The organism is Streptomyces palmae, assembly GCF_004684805.1.
Lineage (GTDB): Bacteria > Actinomycetota > Actinomycetes > Streptomycetales > Streptomycetaceae > Streptomyces > Streptomyces palmae.
The window spans coordinates 1-21,105 of record NZ_SRID01000082.1; the positions used below are offsets into that span (position 1 = coordinate 1).

The 21,105-nt window shown below is 73.5% G+C and carries 13 protein-coding genes and 1 pseudogene; 6 read left to right on the forward strand and 8 right to left on the reverse strand.

Annotated elements, in window-relative coordinates; all coding sequences use genetic code 11:
• The 5 genes from E4099_RS11690 to E4099_RS11710 all read right to left on the reverse strand — a co-directional run.
• Positions 1–1,133 (reverse strand): extracellular solute-binding protein (locus E4099_RS11690; protein WP_135338937.1); only part of this gene is annotated, 1,133 nt, incomplete at its 3' end.
• Positions 1,130–4,219, reverse strand: coding sequence for a VWA domain-containing protein (locus E4099_RS11695; protein ID WP_135338938.1), 3,090 nt, complete (start codon positions 4,217–4,219; stop codon positions 1,130–1,132). The genes E4099_RS11695 and E4099_RS11690, both read right to left, overlap by 4 nt.
• Positions 4,220–4,222: 3 nt before the next feature.
• Positions 4,223–4,609, reverse strand: coding sequence for an effector-associated constant component EACC1 (locus E4099_RS11700; RefSeq protein ID WP_209446595.1), 387 nt, complete (start codon positions 4,607–4,609; stop codon positions 4,223–4,225).
• Positions 4,610–4,750: 141 nt separating this feature from the next.
• A complete protein-coding gene (locus E4099_RS11705; RefSeq protein WP_135338940.1) occupies positions 4,751–6,640 on the reverse strand; it encodes an MFS transporter in 1,890 nt (629 codons plus the stop codon).
• A gap of 200 nt (positions 6,641–6,840) precedes the next feature.
• Positions 6,841–9,948, reverse strand: coding sequence for a D-alanyl-D-alanine carboxypeptidase (locus E4099_RS11710; RefSeq protein WP_135338941.1), 3,108 nt, complete (start codon positions 9,946–9,948; stop codon positions 6,841–6,843).
• A gap of 251 nt (positions 9,949–10,199) precedes the next feature.
• Between E4099_RS11710 and E4099_RS11715 the strand changes: the two genes are divergently transcribed.
• The 3 genes from E4099_RS11715 (at position 10,200) to E4099_RS11725 (ending at position 12,619) form a co-directional block, all read left to right on the forward strand.
• Entirely contained in the window at positions 10,200–10,940 is a 741-nt protein-coding gene (locus E4099_RS11715; RefSeq protein ID WP_135338942.1) for a GOLPH3/VPS74 family protein, read from the forward strand.
• Between the two features lie 420 nt (positions 10,941–11,360).
• Positions 11,361–12,233 carry a helix-turn-helix domain-containing protein gene (locus E4099_RS11720; RefSeq protein WP_135338943.1) on the forward strand — a complete coding sequence of 291 codons (873 nt, stop codon included), beginning with the start codon at positions 11,361–11,363 and terminating at the stop codon, positions 12,231–12,233.
• Positions 12,234–12,409: 176 nt separating this feature from the next.
• Positions 12,410–12,619, forward strand: coding sequence for a DUF397 domain-containing protein (locus E4099_RS11725; protein WP_135338944.1), 210 nt, complete (start codon positions 12,410–12,412; stop codon positions 12,617–12,619).
• Positions 12,620–12,943: 324 nt separating this feature from the next.
• On the opposite strand, the gene E4099_RS11730 is transcribed toward E4099_RS11725, so the two are convergent.
• A complete protein-coding gene (locus tag E4099_RS11730; protein WP_135338945.1) occupies positions 12,944–14,011 on the reverse strand; it encodes a hypothetical protein in 1,068 nt (355 codons plus the stop codon).
• Between the two features lie 300 nt (positions 14,012–14,311).
• A complete protein-coding gene (locus E4099_RS11735) occupies positions 14,312–15,436 on the reverse strand; it encodes an ADP-ribosylglycohydrolase family protein (RefSeq protein WP_135338946.1) in 1,125 nt (374 codons plus the stop codon).
• 171 nt (positions 15,437–15,607) lie between these two features.
• On the opposite strand from E4099_RS11735, the gene E4099_RS11740 reads away from it, so the two are divergent.
• Entirely contained in the window at positions 15,608–16,225 is a 618-nt protein-coding gene (locus tag E4099_RS11740; protein ID WP_135338947.1) for a GNAT family N-acetyltransferase, read from the forward strand.
• Positions 16,226–16,271: 46 nt separating this feature from the next.
• Here E4099_RS11740 and E4099_RS11745 read toward each other — a convergent pair whose 3' ends face one another.
• Positions 16,272–18,866 carry a bifunctional FO biosynthesis protein CofGH gene (locus E4099_RS11745; RefSeq protein WP_135338948.1) on the reverse strand — a complete coding sequence of 865 codons (2,595 nt, stop codon included), beginning with the start codon at positions 18,864–18,866 and terminating at the stop codon, positions 16,272–16,274.
• A 465-nt stretch (positions 18,867–19,331) separates the two neighbouring features.
• Here E4099_RS11745 and E4099_RS11750 point away from each other — a divergent pair, with 465 nt between their 5' ends.
• Together E4099_RS11750 and E4099_RS11755 are read left to right on the forward strand one after the other, a co-directional pair.
• On the forward strand, positions 19,332–20,507 hold the full coding sequence (locus tag E4099_RS11750) for a UDP-N-acetylglucosamine--N-acetylmuramyl-(pentapeptide) pyrophosphoryl-undecaprenol N-acetylglucosamine transferase (protein WP_135338949.1): 1,176 nt from the start codon (positions 19,332–19,334) through the stop codon (positions 20,505–20,507).
• A 284-nt stretch (positions 20,508–20,791) separates the two neighbouring features.
• A pseudogene (locus E4099_RS11755) lies at positions 20,792–21,105 on the forward strand (CehA/McbA family metallohydrolase); the annotation flags it as partial.

The window sequence follows — 21,105 nt, forward strand, 5'->3', positions numbered from 1 at the left end:
GGTAGGGCGCAGGTGGTGGCGGGGGTGGCAGGGCGGTAGGCGGACCTGAGGACGGGGGCGAAGCCGGCGTCCAGCAGGCAGCGCTGCTGGGCGGGGCGGGTGAGGTAGTCCAGCAGTTCCCGGGCGGCGGTGGCCTGCCCGCTGTGCCGGGTGATCGCCAGGTTCTGGCCGCCGAGCACCGAGACGCCGGGGTTGCCGTCGCGGCCGGGCAGCTGGGTGACCCCGAAGCGGCCCCTGACCTTGGAGCCGGGCGCGGACAGCAGGTTGTAGACGTAGGGCCAGTTGCGCATGAAGGGCACCCGGCCGTCCCGGAAGGCGGCGTAGCTGTCGTGCTCGTCGGCGGCGCGGGCCAGGGACTTGGGCATGAGCTGCTGGTACTCGCGGTAGATGTCCTCCAGCCCGTACCGCACGCGGTCGCTGCCGGCTGTCACCTCCCCGTCCTCGTCGACGAACTCCCCGCCGCGCGCCCAGACGGCCTCCTGGGCGTTGACCGTCAGCCCCTCGTACGGGGCGAGCTGGGTGATGTAGCCGTCCTCGAAGGTCCGGTGGACCTGGTCGGGGCTGCGCGCGGCGCCCACGTCCCGCTCCAGCTCCTCCCAGGTGCGGGGCGGCTTCCACGCCGAGTCCTTCCAGATGTCGGTGCGGTAGTAGAGGAGTCCGGCGTCGGTGTTGAAGGGGACCGCCCAGGTCCTGCCGCGGTAGCGGGCGGTGGCGGCCACATTGGGCCACATGTCCTCCGGCAGGTCACCCGCGAGCGGGCGGATCAGCCCTCCCGCCGCGAACTCGGCGGTCCAGGCCACATCGATGTTGATCACGTCGTAGTCGGCGCTGCCCGACTGCAGGGCGGCCATCAGCTGGCCGCGTACCCCGTCCGCCGCCACCGGCAGCCTGACGATCTCGACCGTGTAGTCCTCGCGCGCCGCGTCCCAGGCCCTGATCAGCCGCTCCCGGACCGGGCCGATGGTGACGTCGGAGGCGGTCGCCACGCGCAGCACATGGTGGCCGCCGCGGGCACCCTCGGTGTGCCGCGGCGCGGGCACCGTCCCGTCTCCGTCCCCGCCGCCCCCGGCGCAGGCGCAGGCGGCGCACAGCAGCAGAGCGGCGGCAGCGGCCGGCCGCCGTCGGGTCCTCATCGGGTACCGCCCCCTCGTACGTAGTCACCGAGCCGGTCGGTCAGTCGCCGGGCCGCGTCCTCGGGCCGGCCGGCGAAGCAGTCGGGGGCCGGGCCGTTGGCGAAGACCTGGGTCTCCACCTCGGCGCAGCCGAGGGCGCGGGTGGAGAGCACCAGCACGTCCGGGGTCCCGGTGCGGTCCTTGGTGTCCGCCCAGCGCTGGTAGTCGTCGCCGGCGGGGTCGCCCTCCGGGCGGTCGTCCCCGTCCGTGATCAGCACGATGACCGCGTGCTTCTCGCCCCGGGTGGCGCGGACCGCCTCCTGGAGGACCTCGTAGACGGCGGCGCCGGGCCGGGTGCCGTCCAGGGTGAGCGAGTCCAGCCACCGCCGGGCCGGTCCGGGGTCGCTCCCCGGGGTGCCCAGCCCCACCTCGACCCGGGCCGATGCCGGGTCGGAGGCGGACCCGGGATAGCTCCACACTCCGTAGCGGTCCTGTGGCCCCAGGGCGTTCAGCGCGTGCCGCAGGGCGCTGTCCAGCATCGCCTGCTTGCCGCCGGTGACCATGGAGCCGGAGGTGTCGACCAGGAAGAGCACCTGGCCGGGGGCGAGGGTGTCCGCGTAGTCGGCGGCGGTCCGGACGGCGGTGGCGGGGTCCGGGCGCCGGGTGACCACCTCGGCCTCGGCGAGCACCCCGCTCTCGGCCGGGTCGTGCCAGGCCGCGCCGTCCGCAGGGCGTGGCTGCCGCTCCGCGGTGACGCCGCGGAGGGCGCCGTGCAGAAAGCTGTCGCGGCCCGCACCGGTGATCCACGCGTAGAACTGGCGGACGGCCGCGGTGCGCTGCCGGCCGTCCCGCGCCCCGTCCCAGCGGACCTCGGCGAACGGCAGGTCCAGCGCGGGCACCCCGCTGGGGTAGTAGGCCAGTAACCGCTCGCCGTCGTCCACCGGCTTGCGCAGGTCGCAGACGCCGCCGGGGCGCCCCAGGTTGTAGTCGGCCACCGTCCGCTCGTCGACCAGCAGGGCCGCCGTGCCCAGGGCGGGCTGCCCGCCGTATCCGCCGGCCAGTTCGCACAGCAGGGTGCCGGCGTCCGGTGCGGCCGGGTGGTGGCCGTCCACCCGCCGCTCGGCCCACCGGGGGTCGCGGGCCCGCCCGCCGTCCAGCACCCCGTCCCGGGCCTCGTACAGGCCGAGAGTGTGCAGCAGCCCGATGTCGGAGGAGGCCGGGTCCGGGCGCAGCAGCGGCAGTGCGCCGCCCTTCCGGTCCTCCGCGCGCACCGCGTCCAGTGCGTCCAGGAGCTGGGTCCAGCTGGTGCCGGTGCGTTGTGCGCCGTGCTGCCGCAGGCGGTCCTCCAGCCGGGCCGGCACCGCGAGCACCAGCGGGGAGTAGCCGCCGGGGCCCAGCGGGACGATCGCGGCGGGGCCCCGGGCGTGCTCGGCGCGGTCCTGGACGCGGGCGAGTTCGGCGCTGGATCCCAGGGCGAGGAGGTCCGGCTGCGGGCCGATGTCCTGGAGCGGCTCCCGGCAGTTCGCGCCCCGTTCGGCGGCGCTGTCGGTACTGCCGTCCGCCGGGCGGCAGCCGTCCGTGGTGGCCGATGCCGGCCGGCCGGCCCAGGCCCGGGTGGCGCCGAACGCCTCCACGATGTCGCCGGCCCCCGCGTCGAAGACGGTGATGTTGGTACGGCGGCAGTCGGCCGGGGCGTGGTCGGCGGAGTCCAGCCGGCGCCGGTTGGCCTCGGAGGCGGTGTACGCGGCCACCGCGCGGGTGACGGCGGCCCGGTTCTCGGTGGAGGCCAGCAGGCGCAGCTGCACCGGCGGCGGGCACGCGCCCCGCGCCTCGCCGCCGTCCCGCAGCAGGTACGCCCCGCCCGCGACCAGCACCGCGAGGGCCGCGCCGATCCCGGCCGTCGCCCGCAGGTGCCGACCGCACCACCGGCGCACGGTGCGCGCCAGCCGCCGGACCTGACCGGAATCCGAAGCTCCGGAAGGCGAGGGCGGGGAGCCTTCATGGTCGGGCGCCGCGTCGTCGGGCGCCGGATCGCCCGGGCCGTCGGGCACCACACCGTCCGAGCCGCCGCCCTCCGGCACCGCTCCCCCCGAGCCCGCGCCGTCCCAGCCGGTGCCGCTCGGGTCCTTACCGTTCGGGTCCGTACGGCGCGGGCCCCCGCCGCTCGGGTCCGTACCGCTCGGGTCCGTACGGCGCGGGCCCCCGCCGCTCAGGTCCGTACCGCTCGGGGCTGAACCGTCCACGTCCGTACCGCTCGGGTCCCTACCGCTCGGATCCCTGCCGCTGAGGGCTGAACCGCTCGGGACCGTACCGTCCGCGGCCTTCGGGCCGGTCGCCGCGCCGCCAGGCGCCCCCGTCTTCGGCGAGCCGGCGGTCACCGTCCGGGAGAGGAGGATGTCCGGACCGTCGCCGCCGCTGCCGTTGCGTGGGCCCCAGCCGTCGGTGACATGGGGGGTCGGCCAGTCCCGCATCCTCTCGTGGAGGCGGTTGAAGAGGGTGTGCATGGTGAGCCCGCCGGACTCGGCCGGGCCGCCGCGCAGCATCTCGGTGACGATGGCGTCGGTGAAGGGGCTGCGCCCGTTCGGCAGGGCGGTGGCGGGCTGGGTCCTGGTGGGGGCGGCCGAGGCGAGGATGTAGTGGCCGAGTTCGCCGCCGCCGTGCTTCTGGGCGGCCATCCCCGAGAAGCAGCAGTCCAGCAGGAACAGCGCGCGCCGCACCGTGGGCCTGCGGGCCGCGGCCAGTATCTCGGCCCAGGCCAGCGCGGTGCCGTGCAGATCGCCGTCCAGGTCGGCGTCCCGGGTCATCAGATGGAGCACATTGGTCAGCGCGTGCCGGTAGCCGTGGCCGGCGAAGTAGCACAGCAGCAGGTCACCGGTCTGGTCGGCGGCCTTCCGCAGCTCGTGGTGCCACTGGGCGCGGCTGGGCGACCGCAGCACCGTGACCCGGTCGGCGGCGAGGATGCCGTTCGGGGGCCGGGTGAGCGCGTCCCGGAGGGCCTCCAGGTTGGCGTCGACGTAGTCGAGCCGGTCGAACCCGCCCTCCAGGACCTCGGGGATACCGACCAGCAGGGCCCGGGACCGTTCGGGGTCGGGCGCCCGTCCCGGCATCGCTCATCCCTCGCCGGACGTGGCCGCTTCCAGCTCCTCCCTGACCCGTCGGACCAGTTCGGGCACCTTCTCGGGGGTCAGGTCGTCCTCGGTGATCTCCACCGGGTCGCGGCCCGGCACCCGCAGCAGCACCACGGTCGGCTCGCCCCGGTCCAGCCGCCGGCGGGTACGGACCCAGCCGGCCAGCGAGCCGACCAGGGACCGGGCCGCGTCGGTGAGCGCGGTGGTGGCCAGTGCCACGGTCAGCTCCTGGAGCACACCGGCGGTGCCGGCCGCCGGGCGGGCCGAGAACTCCCAGTGGCCGGTGAAATCCTCGTCGCCCGCGAGCCAGCCCTCGACGCCGCGCAGCTCCGCGTCCTGGTCCCGCTGCCCGCCCTCGACTTCGATCACGATGCCCTGTGGCACAGTCCCCGTCCCGTCGTCTCCCCGCGCGTCTCCCCCGGCACGCGTCCGTACACCCAAGTCTCTTGGGTGTACGGACGGTTGCGCCAGGGTCACGCGGCAGGCGGTTGCCGGAACCACTCTCCCGTGCTACTCCAGCATGTCGTCCGGGCAGGCCGTGCCGCGCGGGAACTGGTACGGGGCGGCGATCCGGTACGTACCCGGGTGCGGGGCGTGCAGCACGATCCACTCGTCCCTGGGCTGGCCCTCCTCGGCCTCCTGCACCTGCTTGGTGAGGCAGCCGTACTGGTTGACCGGCCGGCCGCCGTCCATCACCGGCTTGGGCGCCTTGATGCCGTCCCCGTCCGCCTTCACCAGGCCGAGCCAGGGCGTGTACGGGATGCGGACCAGCACCGGCCCCTCGGCCTCGACCTTGAGGACCAGCTCGTCGGCGCCGGCGCGGATCACGGTGGCGGGCGGGTCGGCGATCGGGGTCGGGTCGGTGACCTTGTAGAGCTTCCAGTTGGCGTCCGACCAGACCTGCCGCAGATAGGGCAGGCCCTTGGCGAGCATCTCGGCCTCGGACTTCGCCCAGACGTCCGGCTCGTCCTTGGGCAGCACCACGTAGTGCACCGCCCAGCGGTCCAGCCAGGCCCGGTACTCGTTCGGGTCGAGCGGCTCGTCCTCCTCCCCGTAGAAGATCGGGTTGCGCTCCATGTCGGCCTGCCGGTTCCAGCCGCGCGCCAGGTTGACGTACGGGGCCAGGGCGGAGGCCTCGCGGTGGCTGCGTACCGGGACCACCTCGACCCGGCCGCGGTCCGCCTCCACCCGGTCGAGCTGGTCGATCAGCGGCGCCAGCTGGCGGTTCCAGGCCGCGTCGGGCGTGGTGTGGATGATGTCGTCGGCGGTCTTCACGCCCTGCCAGATGCTGACCGTGGTCAGGCCGAGGACCAGGATCAGCCACTTGCGCCCGGTGGCGGTGCGGCGCACCGCGTCCAGGCCGGCCGGCCTGGCGTACTCGGAGAGCGCGGCGATCAGCACCACTCCACCGAAGATCATGCTCAGCCGGGTGATGTTGGTGCCGATCTGGGAGGGGATCACCCAGACCAGGATCACCCCGATGCCGTACAGCACCGCGCCGACCCGAATGGTGCGCCACTGCTTGGGAGCGCCGTACCAGATGGCGAAGGCGGTGATGACGGGCAGCAGCGTGGACCAGAAGATCATCGGCTGCTTGCCGGAGAACGGGAAGAGCCAGGCGGACAGCCCGACGACCACGACGGGGGTGAGCCCGATGGCGTACGAGGCGGGGCGCCGCTTGGTCAGCCACAGCGCGGCGGCCACTATGCCCACGTAGAGCCCGGCGACCGGGCTGGACATGGTGGACAGCGCGGCCAGCAGGGCGGCCAGCGAGGAGCGGGCCAGCTTGTGCGTCCAGCGGTGCGAGCGCCACTTGCTGGGCCAGGCGAAGATCACCGCGATGGCGGCCAGGCCGAACATGGCGCCCAGGCCGAAGGTCACCCGGCCGGAGATGGCGTTGCAGACCAGCGCCACGGTGCCGTAGAGCGCCGGCCACATCGGGCGGGCGACCTTGGCACGGACCAGCAGCAGCGCCAGCAGCCCGGCCGAGAGGGTCCCGGCGATCATCATGGTGGTGCGGACGCCCAGGATGGACATCAGGTACGGCGAGATCACGCTGTACGAGACCGGGTGCATCCCGCCGTACCAGGACAGGTTGTACGCCCGGTCCGGGTGCTGGAGCGCGAACTCCGCCCACGCGTCCTGCGCCGCGAGATCACCGCCGCTGTTGGCCAGCAGCGCGACCCACAGCAGATGCAGCAGGGCTGCGAGGAGCAATGCGGCCGGCACAGGATGGAAGATTACGCTCCGGATACGCTCCGTCCGGGTACGACGCACATCGGGGTGCGGTGGGGCGGCGGCGCCGGAGCGGGCCGTGCCGCGCTGACCCGGTATCCGCCCGGCGGTGCGGGCGGTCCGGCCACCACTCTCCTCGGCCCGTGTCGGGTCCACGGTCGTCACTGCGGTACTCCCCGTCTTCCCCCACGCTCTCCCCCACAGGTCCACGCCGTCCCGCTGTCCCGTGGTTCCCTACCGGACGGAACGGACGCGTCGAGGGGGCTGGCGACGCTGGCGCGGGCGGCCGCCGCCCCGCGGTGCGGGACGGCGGCCTGGAAGGTCGTGTTCGGCGGTGCGAGCCGCCATCGGCTCCGGGACACCGGTCAGGAGATCCGGGTGAGCTTGGCACCGAAGGACGGCTCCGAAAGATCCTTCTGGAGCGCCACCGGCACCCGGGCCCGGCCCGGACCGCTGCCCACGGTAAGCCAGCCGACCAGCGTACCCGCCTTGGCGGAGTGCGGCACACCCTTGGTGCTCGCGGTCAGGCTGAAGCCGACGTTGAGGCCGGGCCAGCCGGCACCCTTGAGGTCGCGGGTGGCGACCACCGGGGTGCTGCCCCCGAGACCGTCGTCCACGTACCCCACGACCTGCCCCTTCTTCACCACGAGGGCGTCGGTGAGGGCCCCGCGGATGGCCCTGATCTGCTCCTCTGACTTGTCCAGCACGAGCTGCAGATGGGCGTTGGGGTCGGTGCTGTTGGTGTGCTGGTCCAGTGTGACGCCGAGCACCAGGCGGTCCTTGCCGCCCACGGTGCGGTAGGTGGCCCACATCAGGGCGCCGCCGGCCGGCGTGTTGGAGCCGGTCTTGACGCCGCGCACCCCGAGGTCCGGCTTGCTCAGCAGCTTGTTGTTGTTGAAGATCCGGCCGACACCGGGGATCTCGATGTCCGGGGTGGCCACGATCTGTCGGAAGGTCGCGTCCTTCATCACCGCGCGGGCCAGCTTCAGCTGGTCCACCGCGGTGCTCTTGGTGGTGGCCTTCAGACCGCTGGGGTCGGTGTAGACGGTGTTGGTCATGCCGAGCGCCTTGGCGGCGTCGTTCATCTTCTTCAGGAACGCCGTCTCGCTGCCCGCGTCCCACCGGGCGAGCTGCCGGGCGACGTTGTTCCCGGACGGGATCATCGTCATCTCCAGCATCTGCCGGAGATTGAACTTCTGGCCCTCCTCCACCGGCACCCGGGACTCGTCCTTGGCGTTCGACTCCTTGCCGGCCTGGGCGTCGATGGTGATCTGCCCGCCCGTCTCACCGGGCTTGAGCGGGTGGTTCTTGAGCACCACATAGGCGGTCATGACCTTGGTGACGCTGGCGATCGGCACCGGCTTCTGGGCACCGTGGACGCCCACGCTGCCCACGCCCTCGACCACCACGGCGGCCTGGCCCTCACCGGGCCACGGCATCGCGAACCGCTCCCCCGGGAAGGTGAAGGAGGTCTGCTCGGCCAGCCGCAGCTCGGGGTCCGGCAGCGGGCGCATGACCTGCGCGACACAGAAGACGATCAGCAGCAGGACCACCAGCGGGGTCCAGATCTTGACCCGCCGCATGACGCTGCGCACCGGGGTCTGGGGCGGCGGCGGGGTGTTGGTCAGCTGTGCCAGCAGGTCCAGCGGCTGCTGGCCGTTCGGCGGCATCGGCTGCTGCCTGGTGCGCTCGGACTCCGGCAGCGGGGTCGGCCCGGCGTCCGGCGCGGTCCCGGCCTTGGCGGCCGGCGCGTCGGCGGAACGCAGCGGGACGAAGGTGCTGGCCTTGCCCGCACCGCCCCCTTCGCCCGTGGTGGGCGCGGCACCCGGCACCTTGAGCGCGGTGGTCGCCTGGTCGACGGGGGGCTTGGCGGCGGCGCCCTTGCCGGCGGGCCGGCTGTCCTTGGCGTCCTTGGTGTCCTTGCCGGCGCGCTCGCGTTCCCGGCGGACCGCGTCCTTCCAGGCGCCCTTCTGCTGGGCGTCCTCCTGCTCCGCGTCAGCCGCGGGCTTGGCGTCCTTGGCGCTCGGCTTGGCCGCGGCGGGCCCGGCCTTCTTGCCCGCGGCCTCCGCCGCCGGCCTGCCACTCGCCGTGGACGTGCCCTCCGTCGCGGGCTTGCCGTCCGAGGCGGCCTTGCCGTCCGCGTCCTGTCCGGCCCCGGCCGGCTTCTCCGGCAGCCGTACGGACCCGAAGACCGCGGTCGCCCGGTCCACCCGGCCCCCGGCCGCGTCGTCCTTGGCGGAGCCCTCGCCCTCGGCCCCTCCCGCCGGCTTTCCGGACCCGGTGCCCTTGGCGCCCTTGTTCTCCTTGGCGTCCTTGGCGTTCCCGGTGTCCTTGGCGTCGGCGTCCTTGGCGTCGGCGTCCTTCGACCGGCCGTCCGTCTCCGTGGTCGTACGGGGGCGGACCGCGCCGAAGAACGCCGTGGCCCGATCCACGCCGCGCCGCTCGGCGGCCTCGGCATCGGTGTCGGCGCCCTGCGACTCCCCGGCCGGCGCTTCCGTGGAGCGGACCGCGCCGAAGAAGGCGGTGGCCCGGTCGGTGGCCTGCTCGCCGGACTTCTGGCGCAGGGTGCCGAAGGACATCGTGCGGGTGTCCTCGCGGGAGCCCTCGGCGGCGCCGTCATGCTCCGCGGCGTCCTCGGCCGCGGCCCGATCCGTCTTCTCGCCGGCGCCGTCCCGCTCCGCCTCGCCGCTCACGGCGTCCTTGGTTGCCTTGGCGTCCCTGGCGTCCTTGGCGGTCTTGGCGGTCTTGGCGTCCTTGGCGCCCTCGGCAGCCGAGTCCGCGGCCTTGTCCCCGGAACCGGAGACCCAGGCTGCCACGGCGGCACGCAGCCGGGCGTCGCCGCCCTCGGCCTCGTCGTCGGCCTCTGCTTCGTCGCCCGCCCCGGATCGGTCGGAGTCACCCTTCTCCCGGGCGCCCTCGGCATCCTCGACACGCTGGGCGGCCGAGGCCCGTGCTCCGGGACGTACCGGCAGGGCGCCGGTCGCCGAGCCCTCCTCGTCCTGGTCCTTCGCATCGGCGGATCCGGTGGCACCGTCCGACTCACCCGAGTCGTCCACCGCGCCGGAGGCCGAGGCCTCCTCCGCGTCCTCGTCCGCGGATTCGCCACCGCGAACATCCGAGGCGCCCGCGCCCGCGTCGCCACCGGACGCCTTGCCGGTGTCGCCCTCACCCGCGGCCGAACCCTTGGCGTCTGATTCCGCTTCCGCCTTCGACCGAGCGCCCTTGGAGTCCGACGCGGACTCCTCGGCATCCGCCTTGGCTGCCGAGCGCGTACGGAACGTCATGGTCGCGCGGTCGGCGGGCGACTCGGGGGACTTCGAGGAGCCGGCCTCGGCGGCCGACTCCCAGTCCTCCCGGTCGCTATCGGAGTCCTCCGCTTCTCGGAAGACCGCGAGCCGCGGATCCCGTTCGCCCGGAGTCGCCTCCCCCGACGACTTCTGCTGCTCCGACGTGTCGGGGGACTCGCCCGCCACCGTGCCTCCTCGCCATACCTCACACGGGACGGCGCCGCTGCTGGCGCCGCCCCGCCGTCATCCGTGTACCAGTGTCCTGTGTTCTCAGGGCAGATCCGTGCAACGGCACCGCCGGAACGGCCACCAGGCCCCCGCCCTCGTGCTAGACGAGAAAGACATACCTACCGGTTCCCACCCGAACCCCTCACGCACTCTCGACAGACCAATGTGAGAGGGGTCACCCTGTCATTCATCCACGCGGGGAGGCATGGATGGGCAGGAGCCGCAGAACAATTCCGGAGGAGCTTCTGCTGCTCGCCTTGGACCCGGCCACGGGCACCACGGCGCAGCCGCAGTCGCTCGACCTCGGTCTTGCCGGGGCACAGCTAGTGGAGCTGGCTCTGGCAGGACGGATAGCCCCAGACGGGGATCGTATCGCCGTGGTGCTGCCACGGCCGACCGGAGATCCGACATTGGACTCCGCGCTCGAGTTGCTGCGCCGTCGCGGCAGCCCGGTGCGGGCCGTCCACTGGATCGGCGGGCCCCGGTTGGGGCTGCGCCAGACGTATCTCACGCATCTGGAACGGTGCGGCATGGTGCATGCCGTGGCCGGGCAGATGTGCGGGGTGCTGCCGACGACTCGCTACCAGGCGACGGACACGGCCATCAGCCGGGAGATCAGGGCCCGGCTGGACAACGCGATCCGCACCGGCGTGCCGCCGGACCCGCGGACCGCGGCGCTCGCCGCCCTGGCCCACGCGGTCGGGCTCGGCAAGCACCTGTATCCCGGGAACGAGGGGCGCTCCTCGCGCTCCCGGCTGCGGGATCTGATCCGGCACGACCCGATGGGCGGGCTGGTGGCACACGCCGTGATGGACGTCCAGAACGGCGTCGCCGCGCAGCCGCGGCGGGCACCGGGTGGTCGGCAGACCGCCGCTCGGACCGAGTCCGCGCGCGGGCTTCCGCAACAGCCGCTGCACCGCGGGAGCATGGCCCGCGCCGGGGCCCGCTGAGGACCCGGCCCACCGGAAGGGAGTTCCGGCCCGCCGGGCAGGAGCTCCGGCCCCGCGGCGGAGGCATCCGCGGCTCGGGGCGACAGTTCGACCCAGTTCAGGCACCACCGCCGCGCCCGGGCGCCTTTGGCGTCCCAGGCCCCACCTGGTCCCCCAGGTGGCGCCGGCACCCCGCCCGTCCCAGGGCATGGCGTGATTCCGCTCCACCGACGCACCACGCAGTCCCCCCACCGACCCGGTAACGGGTGCCGCCGCCCCGCACGCGTCTGCCGGGACCCGGGACGGCAGGCCCCGGCCCCGGGCCGGCTTCCGCGCCGGGTTCACCACCGGGTGCGGCCATTTCCCAGCGCGCGCTGGGCCGTTGGTGGCAGTCTGCTGACCAGCATGAAGCAGCAGTACGAAGCCGGAGGTGCACGTCTCGTGACGTCCAACGTCGGCCCCACCGTTCGGCGACGCCGGTTGGGTCAAGAACTGCGCAGGCTCCGCCAGGAGAAGGGCATGACGGCGGAGGAGGTGGCGGAGGAACTGATGGTCTCCCAGTCGAAGATCAGTCGACTGGAGAACGGACGGCGCAGTATCAGCCAGCGCGATGTGCGCGACCTCTGCCGGGTCTACAAGGTCGAGGACAAGCACCTCGTCGAATCACTGATGCAAATGGCCAAGGAGTCCCGCCAGCAGGGCTGGTGGAACGCCTTCGGCGATGTTCCGTACAGCGTCTACATCGGCTTCGAGACCGACGCGGCCTCGCTGCGGGTGTACGAGCCGCAGATCCTGCCCGGCTTGCTGCAGACCCCGGAGTACGCGGAGGCGGTGATCAGCGGGGCGCTGCCGGAGGCCCCGACCGACCAACTCGCCCAGCGGATCCAGGTGCGGCTGCGGCGGCAGGAGCGGATCAACGACCCCGCGTCCCCGCTGCGGCTGTGGGCGGTGGTGGACGAGGCGGCGATGCGCCGGGTGGTCGGCAGCCCGCAGGTCATGAGCGCCCAGTTGGAGCACCTGGTGCGCATGAGCTACGAGCCGCACATCACCGTGCAGGCGCTGCCTTTCGACATGGGTTCGCACCCGGGCATGAACGGGCAGTTCACCATCTTGGAGTTCTCTGACGAGTCGGACACCAGCGTGGTCTACCTGGAAGGCGTGACCAGCGATCTCTACCTGGAGAAACTCAGCGATGTGCAGAGCTACAGCATGATGTACGAACACCTGCGGGCGCAGGCGCTGAACGTGGAGGCCAGCCGACAGTTCATCTCCGCGGTGGCTCGGGACCATCTCGGACGAATTACCCAGAGTTGACGGAGGGAGGCGGAGGGTACACCGCCCTCAGGAAACACGGAAGGCAGCGATGGAATATGCCATCCGGTCGAGTGAACGCCTCGCCCCGGAACGTAAGTTGCCCAGTACCGTCGATCAGACCTCCCCAAGGAGGCGGGAAAACCCGAACCGAACGCGATCCATGCATCGGAGTTAACGTGTCAATTCAGCTCGGACAGCAGAGCGCCTGGATGAAGTCCTCCTACTCGGGCGGCAACGGCGCCTGCGTGGAGGTGGCCTCCCCCACCACCCAGGCGATCGCCGTGCGCGACTCCAAGGACCCCCAGGGACCGGCCCTGAGCTTCACCCCTGAGTCCTGGGCCGCCTTCGTCACCGACGTCTCCGGTGGGGCTTTCGACATCGCCTGATGTCCAGGAAAGCACCACATGGCAGCATTGCCAGCGGGCCCCTCGACCGGTCGCCGTCCCAGCCGAGAGGGCCCGTTGCTTTTGCCCGGAGCCGGTTTCGCCGGTATCCGGCCCGGATTCTCCCGTAAGGCCGGTGCCGTGGGGAATTACCGGGGAGACATGAATAAACGCTGACCCGCGCGGACACACGCCGACACACACCGGCGCACGCCGACACACCGGCCACTCCGCGGCCACTGCCGGTAATTCCCTGCGCTGAATGGTGAATTTCCTGTCCCATTCCCCGGGAGATCCTGTGAAGATGCCGACCCGGGGCCTGTCGGCTCAGACCGCGGCGGCCGGTTCCTCGTCGCGCGTGGTGGCGGGCGGGGTGGGGTGGCGCTCGGGGTTCTTGCCCTTGGGGTGGGACTGGCCCTCCTCGAACTCGGCCACCTGGTCCGCGACGTAGTCGAGCAGCTCGCGGTTCATCCGCGACAGTCGGGCAGCGTCCTGATCGGCGCCCTCGGCCCACTGGGCGTTCGCGAAGACCACCGAGCGCTCGGTACCCATGCGGTGCAGCGTCTCCGAGGCGCCCTTGGCGAGCTGGGGCAGCGGGGAGCCGGCGGCCGGGGCGAGCGAGTCCACCCGGTACTCCTCGGGGTGGGAGGAGGCCATCGCCAGCACCAGACCCAGATCCTCCGGCAGCGCGAAGGTGATCACGGTAAGGCTGAACCGGGCCTGATGGGCGGAGTCGGTGTAGAGCGCGGCGATCTGCTGGGCGCAGCCCGCCCCGCTGTCGCCGATCACCCGCTCGAGGCCGGTGCTCACCCGCTGCGGGCAGGTGGTGGAGCGGACCGTCCTGACCCGCTCGAAGCCGGCGCCGGAGGGGAGCTTCGGCTTGGCGTCCGGGAACGCCCGGGCGGGGCTGATCAGCGGCACCGACCCGGTGGGCGGCGCGGGCTTCCCGGACTGGCCCGGGTTCGGCGGGGCATCGGCGGTGGAACCGCCGTCGGAGCCCCCGACACCCGGCAGCCAGCGGATCGCGGCCATCGGATCCCAGATCAGCAGGCCGACGGCGAGGGTGAGCACCAGCACGATGGGGAGCCGGAAGCGGTCCAGGAAGCTGCCGCCGGGGCGTGCGGGCCGGGGCGCCCGCTCCGGCCCGAAGCCGGCGCGCCGGGCCTGCCGGCGCTCCCGCCAGGACCGCTTCCCGGTCCGCGGCGCCTCGCCCCGCTCGCCCGCCGCGCGCTGCTGATCCTGCTCCTCCTGGAGCCGCCGGGTGACCAGCCGGGCGCGGGCGGAGGGTTCCTTGGGGGCGGTGGCCCGGATGGACGCTTCGGTGTCGCTGGTGAACTTCTCCCACACGTCGTCCGGGATGATCGGCTCTTCGGGCGGCTGAGGCGACGTGGTCACTGAGGCATCCTTCTGGTTCGCGGTCGGCGCGACGCCCTGCGTTCCGGGCGTCGCACCGCTGCCGGGGCGGTGGTCTCGTTGCCGAACACAGATTCCCCTCACGTTACGACACCGGCGCTCGGGAACGGACCGGATCGCCCGCTTCCACCCGCCCCGCCGCCGGCGCCGCGCGCGGGCCCGCAGGCGCGCCCGGGGCGTACGGGCCCCCTGCGCGCACGGGTAGCGGCTCCCCCGGCTCCGGCTTGGCGCCGGCTTGGCTCCGGCTTGGCTCCGGCTCCCTCGGCCTCCCCGGCACCGGCGCTACGCGCGGGGGTAGCGGCCCAGCCAGGCGGGCGCGGAGGCGGCGGGGCCGTGCAGGGCGGGGCCCTGGGTCATCTCCATGGCGAAGTCGTCGGCCAGCTCCAGCATGGTCGCCCGGCCCTCCACCTCGGCCAGCCAGGCCGGCGGCAGCGCCGTCTCACCGTGCAGGGTGCCCAGCAGGTTGCCGCAGACGGAGCCGGTGGAGTCGCTGTCCCCGCCGTGGTTGACCGCGAGCAGCAGCCCATGGCGCATGTCCTCGGCCACCAGCGCGCAGTACACGCCGATCGCCAGTGCCTCCTCGGCGACCCATGCCTCGCCCAGGGACTCCACCCGCTCGGGGGTGGGCGGCCCCTGCCGGACCGCGTCCAGCGCCCGCTGGAGGGCGTCGGTGGTCTCCTCGTGCCCGGGCTGGTCGGCCAGGTGAGCCATCGCCCGCCGCACCGCGCCCTCCAGGTCCTCACCGCGCGCCAGCCCGTGCACGATCAGCGCGAAGGCGCCGGCCGCCAGATAGCCGGTGGGGTGGCCGTGGGTCTGCACGGCGCACTCGATGGCGAGCTGGAAGACCAGCTGCGGCTCCCAGCCCACCAGCAGCCCGAAGGGGGCCGAGCGCATCACCGCGCCGCAGCCCTTGGAGTCGGGGTTCTTGGGCTGGTCCAGGGTGCCCATGGCGGCGTCGGCGAGTCCGGACAGGCAGGCCCGGCCGGGGGCGCGCTGGGCGTAGAGCCACTCCTCGCGGGCCAGCCAGCCGTCGTCCGCCTTGCGCTCGTCGGGGCCCCAGTCGCGCTGGGTGGCGTACCAGCGGCGGTGCGCGGCGTGGATGTCGGTGGGCGGGTGCCAGGCGCCGGTGTCCCGCCGCACCTGGGCCCGTATCAGCCCGTCCACGGTGAACAGTGTCATCTGGGTGTCGTCGGTGACCCGGCCGCGCCTGCCGTAGGCGGACACGTAGTCGGTCACCCCGGCCTCCCCGTGCCGCCGCCGGATCTCGGCGAGCGAGGCGAACTCGATGCCCGCGCCCAGGGCGTCGCCGATCGCGCCGCCGAGCAGGCAGCCGCGCACCCGGCTGCGGTAGTCCTGCTGTTCGGCGCGGCCCCACACGCCCGCCGCCGTCCCGCCGCTCGCGTTCATGGCCTCGCCCCTTCCTCCTGGTGTCCGCCGGTCCCGGGCCCGGCCTCGCACTGTAGTGGACCGAGGAGAACGGGAGCCGGGCCGCGGCGGGGGCGGTGGGCCGCCGATCCGAACCGGGCGGACCCCCGCGTTCCGCCGATCTCGCCGCGGATTCCTCCCTAGCATCGACCCATGCCACAACAGATCACGGTCGCCCGGCACGAGCATGTCGGCGAGCTGTCAGCGGTGTTGGCCCGGGCCTTCCACGAGGACCCGGTGATGAGCTGGATCTTCCCGGACCCGGAGGTGCGGCGGCGGGCGCTGCCCAAGGTGTTCTCCACCATGCTGCGCCACCAGCACCTGCGGCACGGGGCGTCGGAGTTCACCACCGACGGGAGCGGCCGGATCACCGGTGGCGCGCTGTGGGATCCGCCCGGGCACTGGAAGGAGCCCGCCTGGCGGGAGCTGCTGGCGCTGCCCTCGTACATACGGGCCTCGGGCCGCGGCTCCGCGCGGGCGGCGGCCTTCATGGGCGCCATGCAGAAGATCCACCCGGCCGAGCCGCACTGGTACCTGTCCATCGTCGGCACCGACCCCGACCCCCGGGTCCGCGGCCAGGGCTCCGGTACCGCGCTGCTGCGCTCCCGGCTGGACCGCTGCGACGAGGCCGGGCTGCCCGCCTACCTGGAGTCCACCAACCCGGTCAATGTGACCTACTACGAACGCTTCGGCTTCACGGTCGTCCAGGAGGTCACCGCACCCAGGGGCGGCCCGGTCATCTCCACCATGTGGCGCAAGCCGGACGCCTGATCCCCGGCCCCGGTGCGGCGTGGCCGCGCCGGGGCCCTTCCGAGCCTCAGTCCCCCAGCACCGGCAGCAGCTCCGGCAGATGGCCGTCCGAGGCCAGCGCGGCCTGCCGGCGCTCCTCGGGCACCTCGCCGTAGCCGGTGGTACGCGGACGGGCCGGGCGGCCCGCGGCCTCGGCGATGGCCACCAGGTCCCGGATCGAGCGGTACGAGCCGTAGGAGGAGCCGGCCATCCGGGAGATGGTCTCCTCCATCAGCGTGCCGCCCAGGTCGTTCGCCCCGGAGCGCAGCATCTCGGCGGCGCCCTCGGCGCCCAGCTTCACCCAGCTGGTCTGGATGTTGGTGATGTGCGGGTGGAGCAGCAGCCGGGCCATCGCGGTGACCGCGCGGTTGTCCCGGGCGGTGGGGCCGGGGCGGGCGATCCCGGCCAGGTAGACCGGGGCGTTGGTGTGGATGAACGGCAGCGTGACGAACTCGGTGAAGCCGCCGGTCTCCTGCTGGATCTCGGCCAGCAGCCGCAGGTGCCCGAGCCAGTGGCGGGGCTGGTCCACATGGCCGTACATCATGGTGGAGGAGGAGCGCAGCCCCAGCGAGTGGGCGGTCTTGACGACCTCCACCCAGGTGGCGGTGGGCAGTTTGCCCTTGGTGAGGATCCAGCGGACCTCGTCGTCGAGGATCTCGGCCGCGGTGCCGGGGATGCTGTCCAGGCCCGCCTCCTTGGCGGCGGTCAGCCACTCCCGCAGCGACAGCCCGGTGCGGGTGGCGCCGTTGACCACCTCCATCGGGGAGAAGGCGTGCACATGCATGCCGGGCACCCGCTCCTTGACCGCCCGCGCGATGTCGAAGTACGCGGTGCCGGGCAGGTCGGGGTGGATGCCGCCCTGCATGCAGACCTCGACCGCGCCCACCTCCCAGGCCTGCTGGGCGCGGTCGGCGACCTGGGTCAGGGAGAGGCTGTAGGCGTCGGCGTCGGTGCGGCGCTGGGCGAAGGCGCAGAACCGGCAGCCGGTGTAGCAGACATTGGTGAAGTTGATGTTCCGGGTGACGATGTAGGTGACGTCCTCGCCCACGGTGTCGCGGCGCAGCTCGTCGGCGATCCGGCACAACGCGTCCAGCGCCGGCCCGTCGGCGTGCAGCAGGGCCAGTGCCTCGGCGTCGGTGAGCCGGGTGGGGTCGTCGGCCGCGGTGGCCAGCGCGGCCCGTACGTCGGTGTCGATGCGGGACGGCGCCATGCCGGGCGCGGCCTGCTCGCGCAGCGCCTCCCAGTCGCCGTACACCTCGTCGAAGTCGTCCCGGCGGTCGTGGGTGCGGCCCTCGGTGTCGATGGTGCGGTGCAGGTCGGTGCGCCCGGTGGCGGTGAAGCCCTCGTCCGGCTCCTGCCAGGGCAGCCCCCGCGGCACCGCCTCGGGGCGGGCCAGCCCGGTCGCCGGGTCGGCCAGCGCCCGGACGTGCGGCAGCAGGCGCGGGTCCAGCCAGGGCTCGCCGCGCTGGACGAACTCCGGGTAGACGCAGAGCCGTTCGGCCAGCCGGAAGCCGGCCGCCGCGGAGCGCTCGGCGAGGGCGTCGATCTGCGGCCAGGGGCGCTCGGGGTTCACATGGTCGGGGGTGAGCGGGGAGACGCCGCCCCAGTCGTCGATTCCGGCGCGGATGAGCCGCTCGTACTCGCCGTCGACCAGGTTGGGCGGGGCCTGGAGGCAGCCCGCGGGGCCCATGATGTGCCGGGCGACGGCGACCGTGGCGACCAGGTCGTCCAGCTCGGCGTCCGGCATGCCGCGCATCGCCGTGTCCGGCTTGGCGCGGAAGTTCTGGATGATCAGCTCCTGGACGCCGTGGTACGAACGGGCCACCCGGCGCAGCGCGAAGAGCGACTCGGCGCGCTCCTCGAAGGTCTCGCCGATGCCGATCAGCAGCCCGCTGGTGAAGGGGACGGAGGAGCGCCCGGCGTCCTCCAGCACCCGCAGCCGCACCGCGGGCTCCTTGTCCGGGGAGCCGTGGTGGGGTCCGCCCGGCTCGCTCCACAGCCGCTCGGCGGTGGTCTCCAGCATCATGCCCATGGACGGGGCGACCGGCTTGAGCCGCTGGAAGTCGGTCCAGGACAGCACGCCCGGGTTGAGGTGGGGCAGCAGCCCGGTCTCCTCCAGGATGCGGATGGACATGGCCCGGACGTAGGCGATGGTGTCGTCGTAGCCGTGCGCGTCCAGCCACTCGCGCGCCTCCGGCCAGCGCTCCTCGGGCTTGTCGCCCAGGGTGATCAGCGCTTCCTTGCAGCCCAGTTCGGCGCCCCGGCGGGCGATCTCCAGCACCTCGTCGGGGGACATGAACATCCCGTGGCCGGCGCGCCGCAGCTTGCCGGGGACGGTGACGAAGGTGCAGTAGTGGCACTTGTCCCGGCACAGCCGGGTGAGCGGGATGAACACGCTCTTGGAGTAGGTGATGACGCCGGGCCGGCCCGCGGCCTCCAGCCCCGCGTCACGCACCCGGGCGGCCGAGGCGGCGAGGTCCTCCAGGTCCGCGCCGCGCGCCTGGAGCAGCACCGCCGCCTCGCCGACGTCCAGCGCGACCCCGTCACGGGCGCGTTTGAGAGCGCGCCGCATGGCGTTGGCGGTGGGGGCGGGTGACTGGGGTCCCTGCGCGCTCTTGGTCATCCCCCGAGGATACGAGCGGCCGTGGCACCGTGGTCACCGGCGGGGCCCGAGCGCGGGGTGGGGCTCGTGGGGTGGAATTCGCGGTGGGGGCTGCTGAAGTGGGGCTGCCGGTACGGGGCCCAGGTGCGATGTTGGGGCTCCTGGTGCGGGATTCGCGGTACGGGGCTCGTGGTGTCGGGGCTCGCGAGTGGGTTCGCGTTGCGGGGCTCGCGGTACGGGGCCCAGGTGCGATGTTGGGGCTCCTGGTGCGGGATTCGCGGTACGGGGCTCGTGGTGTCGGGGCTCGCGAGTGGGTTCGCGTGGCGGGGCTCGCGGTACGGGCCTGGCGGTACGGAATTCGCGGCGCGGGCCCGTGGTGCGGCACGCGCGACCCGGGACTCCCGGTGCGCGGGGAACGAGGGGGCGGGGTGCGCTGCCCGGGGCTCAGGTGCGCCCGGGGGGTGCGTAAGCAGTAAGGTGCGCCGGGTGAATGTTGCTCCTCGCCTCCCAGCCGCGTTCCGTCTCGTCGTCACGGGCGGAGGGACCGGCGGTCACACGTATCCCGCCCTCACCGCGATCCGTACCCTGCAGGCCCGATTGGCGGCCGGCGGCGGGACCCTCGACGTCCTCTGGATCGGCACGCCGACCGGTCTGGAGGCCAGGGTCGCGCCGGCCGAGGGCATCCCCTTCACCACGGTCGCCACGGGGAAGATCCGGCGGTCCTCCAACCCGCTGAAGATGCTCGGCCCGGCGAACATCAAGGACATGGCGCGGGTGCCGCTCGGTGTCGCGCAGGCCCGCAAGGTGATCGGCGAGTTCCAGCCGGATGTGGTGCTGGCGACGGGTGGTTACGTCGCCGTGCCGGCCGGGCTCGCGGCCCGGATGTGCAAGCGCCCGCTGGTGCTGCACGAGCAGACGGTCCGCCTCGGGCTCGCGAACCGGAAGCTGGCCAGCTCGGCGGCCCGGATCGCGGTGTCCTCCGAGTCCTCGCTGCCGCTGCTGCCGGAGGGCGTGCGGTCCGCGGCCGTGGTCACGGGCAACCCGGTGCGGCCGGAGGTCCTGTCCGGGCGCCCGGACCGGGCGGTCGCCGCCCTGGGGCTGCACGGCTTCGACCCGCGGCTGCCCACCCTCTACGTCACCGGCGGCGCCCAGGGCGCGCAGCAGATCAACGGTGTGATCCGGGAGGCCCTGCCCTGGCTTCTCGAGTACGCGAACGTCATCCACCAGTGCGGGCCGGCGAACGTCGAGGAGCTGCGGGCGAACGCGGCGATGCTCCCGCCCTACCTCGCGGCCCGCTACTACCTCACCGGCTTCGTCGGCCCGGAGCTGCCCGACGTGCTGGCCCTCGCGGACGTGGTGATCTCCCGCAGCGGCGCCGGCACCCTCGCGGAGCTGACCGCCCTCGGCAAGCCCGCGATCTTCGTGCCGCTGGCCTCCTCCGCCGGCAACGAGCAGGCGCACAACGCCCGGCACCTCCAGGAGGCCGGCGCGGCGATCTCCCTGGAGGGCGAGGTGACCGCCGATCGGCTGCGGGAGGCGGTCGGCCCGCTGCTGGTGGATCCGGCGCGGCGCGCGTCGATGGCGGCGGCGGCCCGGGCGCACGGGCGCCCCGACGCGGCCGAACGCCTGGTGGACGTGATCCTCGCCGCCGCGGCAGGCTGACCGCACGGCACGCGACGGGAGGTGCGGTGACGCACCGTCCCCGATGGGGCGACGGCTTCCACGAAGGGGTCCGGGACACATCCCGGGCCCCTTCGTCGTCGAGCCCCGCGGAGACCGCGCACGCTTCCGGTGCCGACGCGGGCGTCGCCCCGTCGGGTGTTCCCCCGGATGTCCGTATGACGTCGCCGCGCCATCCGCGGGCGTTCCGCCGGACGCCGCTTCGGCGTACAACGGTGGCGGCGCCACATTTCCGACTCTGGGCACGTCCGACTCTGGGGGCACGGATGCGACGACGCGATGTACTGAGGATCTCGGCACTGGCCGGGGCGGCGGGTGCGCTGACCCTCGAACCGGTGGTGTTCGCCCACGCCGAGCAGCGAGCGGACGGTGACGGCGGCGGCGAGCAGACCCGTACGGTGCGGGGGCATCTGCCCACCGGGGCTCCGGACTTCGTCTACCTACCGGTGGAGGTCCCCGACGGGGTGCGGGAGATCTCCGTGTCGTACGGCTACGACAAGCCCCAGGTGCCGGCCGGCACCCAGGGGAACGCCTGCGACATCGGCATCTTCGACGAGCGGGGCATCGAGCTGGGCGGGCG